The organism is Cyanothece sp. BG0011, assembly GCF_003013815.1.
GTDB lineage: Bacteria > Cyanobacteriota > Cyanobacteriia > Cyanobacteriales > Microcystaceae > Crocosphaera.
The window spans coordinates 1-14,692 of sequence record NZ_PRLH01000193.1; the positions used below are offsets into that span (position 1 = coordinate 1).

General features: G+C 37.1%; 16 protein-coding genes and 3 pseudogenes. 6 read left to right on the forward strand and 13 right to left on the reverse strand.

The window, feature by feature from the left end; translation table 11 throughout:
* Positions 1 to 162, reverse strand: a pseudogene (locus C4E06_RS24885) (DNA starvation/stationary phase protection protein); the annotation flags it as partial.
* 247 nt (positions 163 to 409) lie between these two features.
* Here C4E06_RS24885 and C4E06_RS24890 point away from each other — a divergent pair.
* Together C4E06_RS24890 and C4E06_RS24895 are read left to right on the forward strand one after the other, a co-directional pair.
* A complete protein-coding gene (locus tag C4E06_RS24890; protein ID WP_107671054.1) occupies positions 410 to 661 on the forward strand; it encodes an Asr1405/Asl0597 family protein in 252 nt (83 codons plus the stop codon).
* A 33-nt stretch (positions 662 to 694) separates the two neighbouring features.
* Positions 695 to 1,252 carry a (2Fe-2S) ferredoxin domain-containing protein gene (locus tag C4E06_RS24895; protein WP_107671055.1) on the forward strand — a complete coding sequence of 186 codons (558 nt, stop codon included), beginning with the start codon at positions 695 to 697 and terminating at the stop codon, positions 1,250 to 1,252.
* Here the strand turns inward: C4E06_RS24895 and ispF are convergent.
* Entirely contained in the window at positions 1,242 to 1,721 is a 480-nt protein-coding gene (gene ispF, locus C4E06_RS24900) for a 2-C-methyl-D-erythritol 2,4-cyclodiphosphate synthase (protein ID WP_107671056.1), read from the reverse strand. The two genes, C4E06_RS24895 and ispF, sit on opposite strands and share 11 nt — an antisense overlap.
* Positions 1,722 to 1,749: 28 nt before the next feature.
* Here ispF and C4E06_RS24905 point away from each other — a divergent pair, with 28 nt between their 5' ends.
* The gene (locus tag C4E06_RS24905; protein ID WP_107671081.1) at positions 1,750 to 2,355 is read left to right on the forward strand and encodes a glutathione S-transferase family protein; all 606 of its coding nucleotides are present in this window, start codon (positions 1,750 to 1,752) and stop codon (positions 2,353 to 2,355) included.
* A gap of 101 nt (positions 2,356 to 2,456) precedes the next feature.
* On the opposite strand, the gene C4E06_RS24910 is transcribed toward C4E06_RS24905, so the two are convergent.
* Complete coding sequence (locus tag C4E06_RS24910; RefSeq protein WP_107671057.1) at positions 2,457 to 3,032, reverse strand: leucine-rich repeat domain-containing protein; 576 nt, start codon at positions 3,030 to 3,032, stop codon at positions 2,457 to 2,459.
* Positions 3,033 to 3,191: 159 nt separating this feature from the next.
* Here C4E06_RS24910 and C4E06_RS24915 point away from each other — a divergent pair.
* A pseudogene (locus tag C4E06_RS24915) lies at positions 3,192 to 3,572 on the forward strand (element excision factor XisH family protein); the annotation flags it as partial.
* Entirely contained in the window at positions 3,554 to 3,892 is a 339-nt protein-coding gene (locus tag C4E06_RS24920) for a XisI protein (RefSeq protein WP_107671059.1), read from the forward strand. The pseudogene C4E06_RS24915 and the gene C4E06_RS24920, both read left to right, overlap by 19 nt.
* Positions 3,893 to 3,925: 33 nt before the next feature.
* On the opposite strand, the pseudogene C4E06_RS24925 reads toward C4E06_RS24920, so the two are convergent.
* Together C4E06_RS24925 and C4E06_RS24930 are read right to left on the reverse strand one after the other, a co-directional pair.
* Positions 3,926 to 6,502, reverse strand: a pseudogene (locus tag C4E06_RS24925) (TIGR03960 family B12-binding radical SAM protein).
* A gap of 102 nt (positions 6,503 to 6,604) precedes the next feature.
* The gene (locus tag C4E06_RS24930; RefSeq protein ID WP_107671060.1) at positions 6,605 to 6,958 is read right to left on the reverse strand and encodes an STAS domain-containing protein; all 354 of its coding nucleotides are present in this window, start codon (positions 6,956 to 6,958) and stop codon (positions 6,605 to 6,607) included.
* Positions 6,959 to 7,437: 479 nt separating this feature from the next.
* On the opposite strand from C4E06_RS24930, the gene C4E06_RS24935 reads away from it, so the two are divergent.
* The gene (locus C4E06_RS24935) at positions 7,438 to 7,623 is read left to right on the forward strand and encodes a hypothetical protein (protein ID WP_009546553.1); all 186 of its coding nucleotides are present in this window, start codon (positions 7,438 to 7,440) and stop codon (positions 7,621 to 7,623) included.
* A gap of 6 nt (positions 7,624 to 7,629) precedes the next feature.
* Here C4E06_RS24935 and C4E06_RS24940 read toward each other — a convergent pair whose 3' ends face one another.
* From C4E06_RS24940 to C4E06_RS24965, 8 genes are all read right to left on the reverse strand, one after another.
* On the reverse strand, positions 7,630 to 9,075 hold the full coding sequence (locus C4E06_RS24940; RefSeq protein ID WP_107671061.1) for an MFS transporter: 1,446 nt from the start codon (positions 9,073 to 9,075) through the stop codon (positions 7,630 to 7,632).
* Positions 9,076 to 9,209: 134 nt separating this feature from the next.
* A complete protein-coding gene (locus C4E06_RS24945; RefSeq protein ID WP_198649021.1) occupies positions 9,210 to 10,592 on the reverse strand; it encodes a YcjF family protein in 1,383 nt (460 codons plus the stop codon).
* A gap of 131 nt (positions 10,593 to 10,723) precedes the next feature.
* On the reverse strand, positions 10,724 to 11,221 hold the full coding sequence (locus C4E06_RS24950) for a 2TM domain-containing protein (protein ID WP_107671063.1): 498 nt from the start codon (positions 11,219 to 11,221) through the stop codon (positions 10,724 to 10,726).
* A 181-nt stretch (positions 11,222 to 11,402) separates the two neighbouring features.
* Entirely contained in the window at positions 11,403 to 11,537 is a 135-nt protein-coding gene (locus tag C4E06_RS29365; protein ID WP_255412195.1) for a hypothetical protein, read from the reverse strand.
* Positions 11,534 to 11,659, reverse strand: coding sequence for a hypothetical protein (locus C4E06_RS29370; RefSeq protein ID WP_255412196.1), 126 nt, complete (start codon positions 11,657 to 11,659; stop codon positions 11,534 to 11,536). Before C4E06_RS29370 ends, C4E06_RS29365 begins: the two co-directional genes overlap by 4 nt.
* 272 nt (positions 11,660 to 11,931) lie before the next feature.
* A complete protein-coding gene (locus tag C4E06_RS24955; RefSeq protein ID WP_107671064.1) occupies positions 11,932 to 12,780 on the reverse strand; it encodes a sulfotransferase in 849 nt (282 codons plus the stop codon).
* Between the two features lie 11 nt (positions 12,781 to 12,791).
* Positions 12,792 to 13,211, reverse strand: a complete 420-nt coding sequence (locus C4E06_RS24960; RefSeq protein WP_107671065.1) for a pre-16S rRNA-processing nuclease YqgF — start codon at positions 13,209 to 13,211, stop codon at positions 12,792 to 12,794.
* Positions 13,208 to 14,668, reverse strand: coding sequence for a DUF3084 domain-containing protein (locus tag C4E06_RS24965; protein ID WP_107671066.1), 1,461 nt, complete (start codon positions 14,666 to 14,668; stop codon positions 13,208 to 13,210). The genes C4E06_RS24960 and C4E06_RS24965 overlap by 4 nt, the downstream gene beginning before the upstream one ends.
* Between the last annotated feature and the right edge of the window lie 24 nt (positions 14,669 to 14,692).

The following is a 14,692-nucleotide window of genomic DNA, read 5'->3' on the forward strand; positions in this document are numbered from 1 at the left end:
TACTACATAATGGTGTTTTTCGTACTGTAAAAATAATCCTTGAAAACTAGCGATGAGTAAGTTTAACCCTTCGCAAACGGGAGTGGTAACACTTTTGTCTAATAAGACGGGGTTTTCTCCTACTTCACCAAATGCACGGAGTAAGCCTTGAGCAGTTGCCATGTCTGTAATTCCCTTTTTAACGACACTTCTATCATTAAAATACCTCATTTTAGCAATAGTTTATCAAGAGCCTGCAAAATCATCTAAAAAAATTTAACTTTTATCAGCCCCAACCAGGGGAACTCCCTAGTCCCTTCTAGCCTAGGTTGAGCTATAATTTTTTTTGAAAAATAATTGAGAATATCTTGCAGTTGTCTGTTACACTAGGTGAAGAAACAATGACAATTATCTTCAATTGCTTGAGTCCATGAATTTAACCAACCTCCCTCTCGAACCCAGGCAAGTTGTAGAAGTAGATTGGTGCGATCGCTGGATCGTCTACCATCGCCTTCAGGAATTAGACATTCCCTGCTCTTGTGAAACCCACCAACCCTTGCAGGCCGAGTTATCAGGACCCACAGCCATGATTCAACTGTGGAGTGTGACCAAACAATATTCATCCTCTCGCCAGGAATTAATCGACTGGCTCAAAGGTTGCTGGAATCTTAATAAGCGTTAAATGATGAGTTCACGAAATTCTAAATAAAAAATTATGTCAAAAACTACTACAACCTCCCAATTCCGTCTGATCGGTCAATTAGAAAGTTTTGTCATTAAAAAAGGTGACAAGATTAAATATCTACGAATGAAAGTAGAAGAAAAGGAATATTGGCTGAAAATGCCCAAAAAATTGCGCTCAGAAATGGATATTAAAATGATTCCTGGAACTTGGTTAGAAGTGACAGGAAATCGAGAATTTAAGAAGAAAAAGGGTTTCTTTGAATTAGAAGCCAGTCAGATCAAATTGTTACCAAATCCTGACAAACCTTGTGTGGCTATCGTAGCAGAAACCGAGTCCTGTGATGCCGGCAAAATTTTAGTTTGTCAGAAATCAAGTTGTTGGAAACGAGGGGGCAAAAGTGTCTGTCAACAATTAGAACAGGAATTAGAGCAACAGGGATTAAGCGATCGCGTTAAGGTGAAGTTAACGGGATGTTTAAAACAGTGTAAGAAAGGCCCCAACGTCGTTATTATGCCTCATAAAGCTCGTTACTGCCAAGTACAACCCGGTGAAGTAGACAAATTAGTCAATAAGCATTTTACGACTTGACCAATAACACCACTGCATAGACTGCAATACCCTCTTGTCGTCCCACTGGGCCTAATTTTTCGTTGGTAGTTGCTTTGATCCCTACTTGATCAATATCGATCTGTAAGGTGTGAGCAAGTTTTTCCTGCATGGCCTGAAGATGGGGCTTCATTTTTGGTTGTTCAGCAATAATCACAGAATCAATATTACCCACTTGCCAACCCCTGGCTTGTATTAACTCGTCTACTTGTTGTAATAATAATAAACTGTCAGCCCCTGACCATTTAGGATCAGACGGGGGAAAATAGTGACCAATATCTCCTAAACTTAATGCCCCTAACATAGCATCCATAATGGCATGGGTCAGCGCATCAGCGTCACTGTGTCCTAATAAACCTAAAGAATGGGGAATTTTGACACCACCCAAAATTAACGGGCGATCGGGGACTAAGCGATGAATATCATAACCGTTACCGATGCGAATGTTCATGATAAAACGTTCTATAATTATTGAAACAATGTACAAATTATACGATTTTTTACCCTCTGGTAATGGCTATAAAGTGAGATTGTTATTAACTCAATTACAAATCCCTTTTACTCGAATTGAAGTTAATATTTTGAACAATGAAAGCCGAAGTCCAGAGTTTTTAGCTAAACATCCTAATGGGAAAATTCCACTATTAGAAATTTCCCCTAATCAATATCTAACTGAGTCTAACGCTATTTTATTTTATTTAAGTCAAAATACTAGCTATTTTCCTAATAATAATTTTGAACAAGCGCAAGTAATGCAATGGCTGTTTTTTGAACAATATAGTCATGAACCGAATCTTGCAACATCTCGCTATTGGATATCAATTTTAGGAAAAGAAAAAGAATATAAACAAGCTTTAGAACAAAAACAAAGTTTAGGTTATGCTGCACTCAATATAATGGAGAAGCATCTACAAACACAAGATTTTTTTGTGGGAAAAACTTATACAATTGATGATATTGGACTTTATGCTTATACTCATGTGGCTGAAGAAGGAGGATTTAGTTTAACTGAATTTTCTTATATTAAAAGGTGGTTAAACCGTATTGGAAACCAACCGAGATATATTAATATTTCTAACTATTAGATATGTTTAAGATATATATTATTAGTTGAGTGTTGGGTTTCGTTGCCTCTACCCAACCTACAAGATTGCGATCACAGTGATTCTATAACTTTTTTGATTCGTTACATATCTATTATGTTAGAAATGCATTTAGGATAATAGACAATTGGATTATCGTATAAGCTGATGTATTTTAGTTTGGTAAGTTGACAAATGCAATCAGGAATTTCTTTTAATAAATTATCGTCTAAGAACAATTCTTCTAAATTATTAAAACGTGAAATATATGAAGGAAGTTTAATTAATTTATTATTTATTAAGTCAAGAGTTTTTAATTTAGTCAACTTAAATTCAAGTGGATTATCAGGAAATAAATCTATAGAATTAGAGGTTAGTGTTAAATAAAGCAGATTAGGCAATTCAAAAATAGCTGTAGGAATTGAAGAAATGCAGTTTCTCTGTAAAGAAAGCTCTTCTAAATTCGTAAGTTTAGCAAAGCAACTAGGCAAGTCTTTTATCTTATTATCATCCAAACGCAAATAACGTAACTTGGTTAGTTTTGATATTTCAACAGATATATGTTTAATATTATTTCCTTTTAAATCTAACTCCTGTAAGATTTTCATATCGAAAATTTCTGTAGGAAGTTCGGTTAAATTATTATAAATAAAAGTATAAAAAGTTGAGTTTATATTCATGTTTAAAATTATGTTTTAATACGTTTTTGAAGCCGATCTTGTAGGTTGGGTAGAGGAACGAAACCCAACAATATAATAAATTATTCTATCTATCGTTACTTAAAAAATATTCTACGGCATGCTGAAGTTGATCAGTTCGTGCTTGAATAGCTTGAATTTGTTAAAGATAATTGGAAAATTACCCATGATCCCTTTAGATTACGTTTAGCAAGAGGTAAAAAGTTATTTATTGATTTAGGGGCAGAAACTTTAATCGCTGCTGAAAAAGAAACAGCAAAAATAGCTATAGAAATTAAAAGTTTTAGACGTTCTTCTGCCATGAAAGACTTAGAAGAAGCGTTAGGTCAATTTGTATTATATAACCATCTCTTACAAAGATATGATCCCAACAGAACACTATATTTAGCTGTAACAGAAGACGTAGGTAAAAGAGTTTTTGAAGAGGAAGCAGGTCAAGTTTTATTAGAAGATGGTATTATTCAATTATTTACCTTTGATCCTATAGCAGAAGAAATCATAAGATGGATAACTCAACCTTAAACTATCAAGACATTATCGAAGAGATACTTAACGAATATATTGACTATTTAGGAGAAGATGAACAAGTCGAGATAGAACTTATTTGCGACTCCAACAAAGGACATTATTTAATCACAGAGATAGGATGGTCAAACGGATATCGTCTTTATGGGACATTAATCCATATTGATATAATTGACGATAAACTATGGATACAACAAGACGGAACAGAAGAAGGAATTACCGAAGAATTAGTAAAAAAAGGAATTTCTAAAGATAGAATTGTTCTTGCTTATAAATCATTACAAGAAAGAAAAATTACTGAGTTTGCTGTCTCTTAACTTAATAAGGTGGGCATTGCCCACCCTACCACATTAACTTACTGCTAAAATTAACCGTTGACGATGAACTTTACTTAACTGTAATTCCATCCCCGATATTTTTTCTAACATCAACATAACGTGCTGTGGTTGCAACATTGTTCCGTCATTACGACAGCTACCAATATAATGTAACGTTACAGCATTATCCTGATAAGAGTCTAAGGATAAACTAGAAAGGCGATCGCGTAAATTAACCGTTTTCTTTTTACCTGACTTAGTTGTTTTCTCCCAGTTAATTTCTGAAGTATCTAAAACATTTTGAACCCAAGTTTGCCAAGTTTCCTTAGAAAAAAACATCCTCAGTTTCAACTGTCATTAAATAGTCAGCTTCTTCTAATAACCGAGTCGCAGAAGTAGAATTAACTGATACTTCTTCTACGTTATAAATAGGAATATCTGAGGGTAAATGTTTCTCTAAAGCGTGACGAAACTTGTTAAGATCCATCATTTCAGTCAACTCGAAATCCACAATTTCACCATTGCTAGTAACCCCCAACGTTAACGCATTCGCAATAGAAATTCTTGGTCCCGGATGATATCCCCCGTAAAAGAAATGGGTAAGGCTGCACGACGCACCACCCGATCAAATAACCGCACTAAATCAAGGTGACTAACTAAGGCCATTTCGCCAATTTTACCAAAATAAACCCGAAACCTCTGTAAACGGTCTTGGTTAGGCTGAAAGTGACCGCTAAAGGAAGGAATAGTAGGGGGTTGCACCACAATGTTATGACCAAAATCTAACCCACAGACCCCACAATGGGAACACCCTTCAAAGGCACAGTCGGGAACGGTAGCAGCCTCTAACGCCCGTTCTAAGTCCTCTTGTAACCATTGTTTCTCAATTCCCGTATTAATGTGATCCCAAGGTAAAGGGGCGTTGTAGGAGTCTGTATTTCCTTCAAAAATATTCCATTCTCCCTCTTCTACCTGACGGTATTTCCAGCTTAACCCGGCTTCTTCGATCGCTTGTTCCCAGGCATCATAAGCTTGTTGGGCATTTTCCCACCAGGAGTCCATACCGGCCCCTAATTCCCAGGCGCGACGAATCACAGGGGATAAACGGCGATCGCCTCGTCCCACAAAATCCTCCATTCCTGAAATTCTCACATCGGTATAATTAGCTTTAACCCCTCTTACACTGCGAAAGGCTTCCCGTAATAATTCCTGTTTCCGTTTAAACTCTGCTGTAGACACGGAATGCCACTGAAACGGGGTATGAGGTTTCGGGGTAAAATTAGACACCGTAATAGTAAATTGTAGGGGCTTACGGCCTTTAATTCGACATTCTTGACGTAACCAGCGCACTGTGTCCACAATACCTAAGACATCCATATCGGTTTCTCCGGGTAAACCGATCATAAAATAGAGTTTAACCTTATCCCAACCTTGTTCAACTGCGGTTTTGACCCCTCTTAATAACTCCTCATTGGTTAACCCTTTGTTAATGACATCACGCATTCTTTGGGTTCCGGCTTCTGGGGCAAAAGTTAACCCTGACTTACGGTTTCCCCCGATAATGTTGGCGATATTTTCATCAAACCTATCTACCCGTTGACTGGGTAAAGAAAGGGTAATATTTTCATCTTTGAGACGGTTTTTAATTTCCGTTCCCACTGCCGGCAGGGCTAAATAGTCCGAACAACTCAGAGAGAGTAAAGAAAATTCGTTATGGCCCGTTTCTCTAATACCCCGTTCAATGGTTTCGATAACATCATCTGGTTGTACATCTCTTGCCGGACGGGTTAACATCCCTGGTTGACAAAAACGACAGCCCCTAGTACAACCCCGTCTTATTTCTACCACTAAGCGATCGTGAATGGTTTCAATAAAGGGAACTAAACCAATGGCATAGGCTGGCATGGGAGGGGAAACACGGCGTAAAATTCTAGCAGGAACATCAGGCCGGTTGGGAATCACTTCCCCTGCTTCTGTCACGTCATAAAAGCGAGGGACATAAACCCCTGGAATTTGGGCTAAATCTAATAATAAAGCTTCTTTACTCAGCTTATTGTCTTTGCCTTGTTCAATAATTAAACCAATTTCCGGTAATAATTCCTCTCCGTCGCCGAGTGCCATAAAATCGAAAAATTCGGCAAAGGGTTCGGGGTTAGAGGTGGCGGTTTGTCCCCCTGCAAAAATTAACGGATAAGTCCCTGAGTCTCTCTCTTTTGATGTGAGGGGAATTTGAGCCAAAGCGAGCATTTCTAAAATATTGGTCGCTCCTAGCTCATAACTTAGGTTAAAGCCTAATATATCAAAATCAGTCAGAAAACGACGGGATTCTAAGGCAAATAGAGGCGTATTGCTTTCTCGTAATTTCTCAGCTAAATCGGGGGCGGGTAGATAAGTGCGATCGCACAGTTGACGAGGCTGAGCATTAAGAATATTGTAGAGAATGATATGGCCTAAATTAGAAGCTCCTAATTCATAAACCTCTGGATAAGTCAACACCCAGCGTACCGTTGCCTCGTTCCACGGTTTATGTTTAGCTCCCAGTTCGTTACCCAAATAACGGGCAGGTTTATTGATCTCTGGGGTGATCAGTTTTTCAATGGCGATAGTCACAGACAAACCTCCGGCACTTCCCTAGTCTTTTCCTGTTTTTCTAATATACCGGAAGTGTGGAGGAGTAAGCCAATACTTGATGATCCCAACTCGGTCGGGACTTCAAGCAGCTATGGTAGTATTCAAAGATGCTTCATAGGCTTGACGACTTTCATAGATTTCTAAGGCCCTATCTAACTGGGTTAATTCAAAGATAATGCGGACTGATGGTGATAAGGAACAAACACTTAATCTTTTATTAAGACGCTGAGCCAAGCGAAAGGCAGACACAATGGCCATGAGTCCAGCGCTGTCAATAAATTCTACTTGGTGCATATCCACCAAATAATCCCTATTAGGATTATTACTGACAAATTTAGTTAGTTTTTCTTGAAAATCATCAATGTTAGCAGCAGTAATGTAACCAGTGGGTTCTAACACCGCTACTCTTAAATTAATTAATTGACTCCCCATCATTGGTATATACCCTCAATTTCAAAATTTAGTTTGCTTATGGTATGACCAAATTATAATCACTTTTTTGTCAATTGACTCAGTCTTAACCGATTTAATCTATTTTTTTTTAAAGGAATTAACCATAGGTTAATAAGTGGTTAATTTATGTGACTGAATCTTGTTTTTTATTTAGTTGAGTTAAATCTGGATTTTCCTCTATCCAAGGGCAGATTTTACCCAAACTTAACCATAATTTGGCCGTTACACTGTTGTACTTTGTAAACTAATGAATGACAGTTTAGCATTGTATCAGTTTTTTTGTAAAAAAAAGTTAAGCAAGCTACAAAAGTTAGTCCCCTATTAATGGTTTACTAGAGATCATCGCTGTTGTTAAAAAACTCTAAAAATTACAACCTATTGATCTGAGTGGAAGTAAGAGACTTCTCCACACCTACCAACTTAGCCTAAAATCCCGTGTTGTCAAGAGCGGAGAAAAATCTGTGAATAGTCCCCCTTTAATTCGCCAATTAGTTGAAAAAGCTTTATATCTTAAACGATTAACCCCAGAAATAGAGATGGCCATCAACCATGAGTTAAGTCGTACGGGTTATATTTCTGATGTGGACTACGAGGCTTTGGAGTTACTTATGTCAGAAATGGACGAAGGACGCATTCGTTTTACTTAGACTAACCTATTCTTTCATTCCCATCAACCAAGTTAAAATACCACCAGCGATCGCCATCACTCCCAAGCTTAATAATACAGGTTGCAAACCGAAGAAGGTTTCAGCGATACCAGCCAAGGCCAAGGGTAAAGAAAGAGCAATATTAACGGCATTATTTTGTAGACCAAACACTTTACCGCGCATATCCACGGGGGTTTCTGCTTGAATGGTGGTTTGCATAGGAACACCGACAAAGGCAGCGAATACCCCTAAAAATGTGGTCATTAACAGCGTTAACCATAAGCTGCTAGTGGATAAGGATAAACCTACCAAGGAAACAGCCATTCCCATTGATCCCCATAATCCTAACTGATGATTACGAAATTGTTGGCCCCAACCCCCTAAAACCGCAGCCCCGCAGCCCATTCCTAAGCCACCAGTGGCCAATAAAAAGCCAAATTGTTCGGCTTTCATCCCTGGGATGGTTTCGGCCATGCGTACCGCTAACACTGACAAGGCTGCAAAAATACAGAATAAGATCACTAACTGAATTAAAGCATTGCGAACCCGATGATTACTCCCCAGGTAACGAATACCGTCTTTAATATCTTCTAAAACGTGGGGCTGTTCTTTTTCATAGTCTTCCCGTTTTTCCCCTGTTTTCAACATGATTAGGAGTAACCCTGCGATTAAATAAGACACTCCTACCACAAAGGCTTTCCCCTCTTCCCAAGAAAAGCCCAAATTTTCAGCAAAATGAGAAGCCACTTCTAATAAAGGTTCTCCAATGGCAAAACCGACGATGGTCATGGCCATCATGGTAGTGGTAAACAGGGAATTGGCCGATAAGAGATGACGACGTTTGACCACTAGGGGAATAGTCGCTTGTTCAGCCGGGGCAAAAAATTGGGTGATGGTTGAATCTACCAGGGTTAACACCAATAAAATTAAAAAACCCAAGGGCAACAAAAACGCCTCTTGGGTTTGATTGTGCCAACTGCGTAACCAGTGAGGCAACCAACTGACATTTAGGGTTAATGTATCGCCTTGGGATAACCAGAGTAAGGGAGGAATAATAAAAACAAAGGCCGCACGAATGAGGTTAGAAATCACTAAGACCCCTTTTTTCGACCAGCGATCAACATATACGCCAGCTAAAGAACCAAAAAATACCGCCGGAATGGTAAAGGCGATCATAATGGCTGATACCCAACCACTAATAGGCTGATTTTCTCCTTGAAAATGGCCAGCAATAAAAGCGATCATCAAGACTAAATAAACTTTATCTGCTAGTTGAGAAAATACCTGTCCTATCCACAAAATTAAAAATTGAGGATTCTCCAGCACCGGCGCAAACCCTTGACGGGGGGATTTTTTAGAAGTATTAGAACGGGCCATAGATTCCTCTGGGTTGGCAGTATCTAAGGTTTTATTAGTAGGTGTTGGAGTGGTTTCAGAATCAGAAACTGTCATAATGTAATTTTAAATTTTTTTCACAGGAAAAAAAAATCAAGTAACCTGGGTTCAGAATTAGGAGTTATGATTTTTTTGTGGCTGCACTAAGCAACAAGCAATAGATAGTTATCACAAGATAGCAACAGCATTATCTATGATAGTTTAGGAAGGGTTTGTTTCACAAAGCCCTGTAAGATTTCTGTTCTTTTTGTTTGCTCAAACACTTGTTTGATTTTCGTTGAAAGCTTTTCGATATCTAGACTTTCATGACTCTGGGAACTCACCTCTTGCTCTTGAAAATATTCCACTAAACTTAGGCCAGCGACACGGGTTAAATAGGCGGCACTAATGCCTTGGGTTGCTCCCCCTGCTACATAAGTAATGGCGTTACTTTTGAGTAAGCTACTAATCCCATGGGTTGATAATTCTACTAATCCTAATTTGAGCATTAATTTACCGATGGCTGCTGCTACTGCTTGCCCTTGAGATAGGGTGAATTTTTGTTGATAAATACCGCTTAAATCGACTACCATTTGAGCGTTAATGGCAGCGGTGGCTAATAAATCTAAGGAAGAAACAGGGTTGGCAAAGGCTGCTGCGGCTGCGATCCATTGATATTTTTCTATTACAGGTAAAGCGCGATCGCGTCTGATCTTATTTAAGATTTGCTTTCCTTTTTTCTTGATTTCTTGCGCTTCTCGCCATACTTTTCCCCAGATTAATTGTTCTCTTTCTTGACTTAAAATACCGTTTAATCTATTGGTTAAAGGAACCACATTAGGGGGTTTTATTTCTGTCCATTCTTGATAGGATTGATCGTCTGTATATTGACGAACTTTTAAAGGGGTTGGGGTTGACTTTATCCCGATCACATCATCGGGAGGAATAATCGTTTTCACTCGTTTTTTAATTTGTTGTAGTATGATTTCTTGTTCTTCTAAATTAGATGTCTCAGGTTGATTTAATACAATTAAACACCGTTGATGATTTTGATGAAATTGTTGCATCAGTTGCCATTGAGATTCTGTTAAATCGGTGGTTATCAAAAATATTATCAAGTCTATTTTAGGATTAATCGTTTCAATATTTTCTTGTGCTATCCATTGAATTTCTCTAAAATTTGTTTCTTGATTTAATAATAATTGTAAACTACTTTTTACTCCATTAGAATGACTAATTGCTCCCAAACTAATCGATTGATTATTAAGTTTTTCGGGTAATTTTCTTAACTGAGTTTCTAACTCTAATAAATTAAATTCAGGATTTTCTTGTTTAACTATCTTTAATATTTTTTCTCCATCAGCAATTGCCCGATTAATTTCTGTTAGAGTTAAGGGGGAAACAGCTTGATAAACTGGTTTTTTAGGTTGTTTTTCTTGCCACCACCAAATTCCTGTACCGATAGCCATCAGACTCAAAACACCCCATTCTCCTATGGCCATAACTTCCTCATGGAGACTTTCCCCTAACCATAGTAAGAAAGAAATGCCTAATCCTGCTACAAGAATGGGTTTTTTTACCTTAACGCTCATCATTTCCCCTCAAAATTCCCCTAATTTTCCTTGATTTGATTGTACTCTTTTCGGGGGCATTTTTCAATGAAGTTGAAAACTCAACTATATCTTTAATAACCCGTTACTTTAATACTTTAGCCATTATCAACTATTTACGATAACCAAGCGGTTTTAATGCGATTCCAAAGACTAGAAATTGAGGCTTTCATTTCTCTTTTAAAATACCATTGTTGAAATGCTTTTTCATACTCATCCCCTTCGGTTTGAAAGGTTTTTAAGGTGTCTAATGCCAGGGGAAGTCCTAATAAAATTAATATATATAGTGACCAAGATAAGGTTCCTACTGCCAAAAAATTCAGCAACATGGCAAAAGAATTAATAATGGTATAGCGAATAAATTTTCGTTTTAATTGCCGTTGACGATATTGATTAAATTCATCTTTTTTTGCTTGCTGTTGTTTTTGTAATAACCAGTCTTTTTCGGCCAGTTGCAAAACGGCAACATCAATATCTAATTCTGCTGCAATTTCCCAAAGTTGAGTACGAGACAATTCTTCAACCTCGGTTTTGCGAGCAATGGCCAAGTGTAAAATTTCTTGAACTTCCTCTTTACGGTAGGATTGAGGAGGTTGTACGTCAGAAGCAGACATATATTTTAAGGTAACTGGGTGGTAACTGACGAAAGGGGTTGAGTCGCTGCAATTGTAAGATCAAACAGGGATCTTAATCAAGCTGCCCTTACTATTATATTATGCCTAATTTTTAGAGTTTTCGATTTTATCGTAGTTGTGGTTAGAGTAAATGCGATCATAGGGTGGGTTAGGCGTGGGATTAATTTTGTAGAGATTCTAGAAACTGGTTGATTTCTTCTTCTAAGGTTTTATTGTAAGACTGGGTTTTTGATGTTGTTGCTTGAATTTCTAGCAATTCTTGTTCAATTCGTTCTTTAATTTTTTCTTTTTTCAAAGTTCAACCCCCTTATCAATAGCTTGACGAATATAGGGTTTAGCTTTTTCTGCTTCAACTAAATCAATGGGAAACTCATGTCCTTTTTCAATCGCTACTCCTGCTTTAAATATAGCATTCAAGAATATAAAAATGGAAAACGTGACTTCCAAAGGTTAAACCTACGGGGGGCAAACTTCTCAGCAAAAGACTCATGCAGAATATAAAGCACAATTAACAAGAAAAAATACAGAAATTGAATCCTATAAACGAGAAAATACTAATCTAATGAAAATCCTTGAAAGAGAAGCAAGTCGACCAATTCAAGTTATTCAACAAAGTCATTTAGGGGATGGGGATAATATTAGTAATGATAAAACAGAAAACAATAATATTTAAAGATTATTTATTAAAACTATTCAACCTCATAAGCAAAATGACGTAATTGTTCACTAGCAATATTATTAAATATTTCAATTTCTTCGGTTGAAAGTTCTTTTTTATAACGTTGAATACTAGAATTATTAATATTAGAAGAAAGTTTAGCGAACACAGGAGTTTTAATTTTAGTTATGGCATTATTAGAGTATTTACCAGGTTCTAATTGTTGAGGATGATAGGTTTCTCCGATAAAAGACATCATTCTTTTAATGGTCGTTTCGGGAGCCGATGCTAACGTTTCATATTTAACGTCTAAAATATTCTCTTTATCTCCTAATTTTATACGACTATTAAGACATTTTCGCCAATATTTTGCATACCGTTTAACATCACTTCCTTGAACAACATTTTTATGATGTTTTGCAGAGCAATAACCGTCCCTTCCGTCTCGCACCATGTGAATAAATTTTGAATTAGGAAAATATTTGGTTAAAAATCCTAATTGTAAAACGTGCTGAGGGGTTTTTTCAACATAATATTTAGCTTCTGAATGATCCATTAAAACCTGATGGGTAAACACATCAAAAAATTCGACAATATCATGACAATTTTGCCGTAACTCATTCATTTTTTTTTGTTTAATTCCTGTAAATCTAAAACTAAAAATATCACGATAGGTAAAAAATGCAGTTTCGTAACCCGGACCAACTAAATAAGGATGGGAAGTTAAAATTAATTTAGCTAAAGTTGTCCCACTTCTCGGCGCACCTAAGACAAAAATATGTTTTTTTGTAGATATTTTTTTTGGAAAACGCCAGATAATATTTTTAGGTAAATGGGAGGGATGTTTGATAAATTGATTAATAACTTGGGGTAAGGTCATTTATTTTATCCTCATTTAATACTCTTAAAATACCGTTCTATTAATAAAATGGCAACAATATCATCAATGGGACGAGGAGGGTTTCGCATTCCTTTCGGAAGCAGACGCATTAACCCTTGAGGGGTATACATTTCCCAATAGCGATCGCGTGCTTCTAAGGTACTATTTCGTTCGTCTATAAGAGTAATAGGAACAGATACCAATAACTCACTTTCTACCTGTTTTTTCCACTGTTTCGAGGTGGTTTGATTTCCCATTACTAACAAGGTAATAGAAAACTGTCCAATAAGATCATTAAGGGTTGAAATAGCTTGGGAAGATTCGATCACCTCATGATAATAAATGTTACCTTTATTATCGGCGATCGCTACACCACATTTATCTCTTCCTGGATCAAATCCTAATATCATTGATGAGTTATCTTGATTCATGATTCCTCTTGACTTTCAATAACAACTTGTCCATTTCTAATCCCTAATAATTTTAATTTAAGAGGCCCAATGGTTTTTGTATCTTTCAGAGCAACGGCTTTTAAATCGTCTAATCCTTCCTCATATTGCTTAATTTCTTCAATAAAATCTACCACAGTTTTCAGTCTTCCGTCTCCTACTTGAATTCCCCCTAAAATGCCGGAACGACGCGCACGAAATTGAGTAGCAGAAAGTAATAAATCTAGTCTTTCTTGTATAGTTTCATCGGTTAATTCTAAAGAATCCATGGAAATAACAGCGATGGTTTCCCCCTCACTAAAAATCTGCTGATTTAAAGCAATATCAGCAAACACCCTCACTTCTTTTTCTCCTTGAACGTAATTACCGGCTGCAATAATTCTCACCACATATTCCCGTCCATCTTGTAACTGTTCTACTAATTGTTGAACCTGGCCTTGAGTAATTTTAACCACTCTTTCATCTGGTTTAATGTTTTCTTTTCCCACTAACTCGATGGCTGCTCGGTTGGCCTGTCGCAGTAGTTCATCCACTACTTGAGTTCCTGCTTTTGGAACCACCAAACGCACCGCTCCAATGGATAAAACTTGACCTCTAACAATGGCTATTTTTCTTTCTCGTAACTCTTGATAGGTTTGATAATATTGTTCTAAAAGTGCTACTTGTCTTTGTAGATAGTTAGACTCTCTTTCTAGCTGTTGTAACTGAAATTCTCTTTCTTTGAGAGCCATATCTTTGTCGTTAATAGCTTGGTCTAGTTGGGTAATTTCAGCATCTCTTTTATCAATTTGTGCTTGTAGGGTGCTTTGTTGTTCTTCTAAACTTTGAAGACGTTGTTGTCGTTCATTTAAAATCTGAGTTTGTTGAGCAATTTGGGCTTTTCCTTTTTTCAGTTCTTCATCTCTTTGACTCACTTCTTGTTTAAGTTGTTCGATTTCTTGATCTAATTCAATTTTATTTTGTCGTAGTTCTTTTCTTTCATTGAGTAAACTTTGAATATCGGCTTTTAATTGAGTTGCTTGATTAGAAACAGCTTTGAGTTGTTCTTTAGCTTTATTAAAATTTTCGTTGGTGGATTGTAACTTTTTTTCGACGTTTTTTTGTTCTTCTGTTGCTTTTTGTAATTCTTTTTCAACATCGTCCTTATCAACGCCCAACCGTTCTAAATCCGCCTTAGCAATACGTAATTGTTTTTGAATTTCATCCAATTGAAAAAGCCCTTCTCGGAGGGATTTACTAAACGCGAGTAAAATCCCAAAGGTTGAGGCTGCAATTAAGGTTCCCGTTAATACTGTTACCACCACGGCCGTTTGTTTGGGCCGTAGTCCGCAAATGGTAAGTCTTTTTTTTCCGACTCTACTCCCCAAGCGATCGCCCAATGCTGCGACTAAACCTCCTAAAATGAGGATTGATGCAATTAAGATATAAGCACTGGTCATTCGCTTTTTAGGTTAACAATAAGG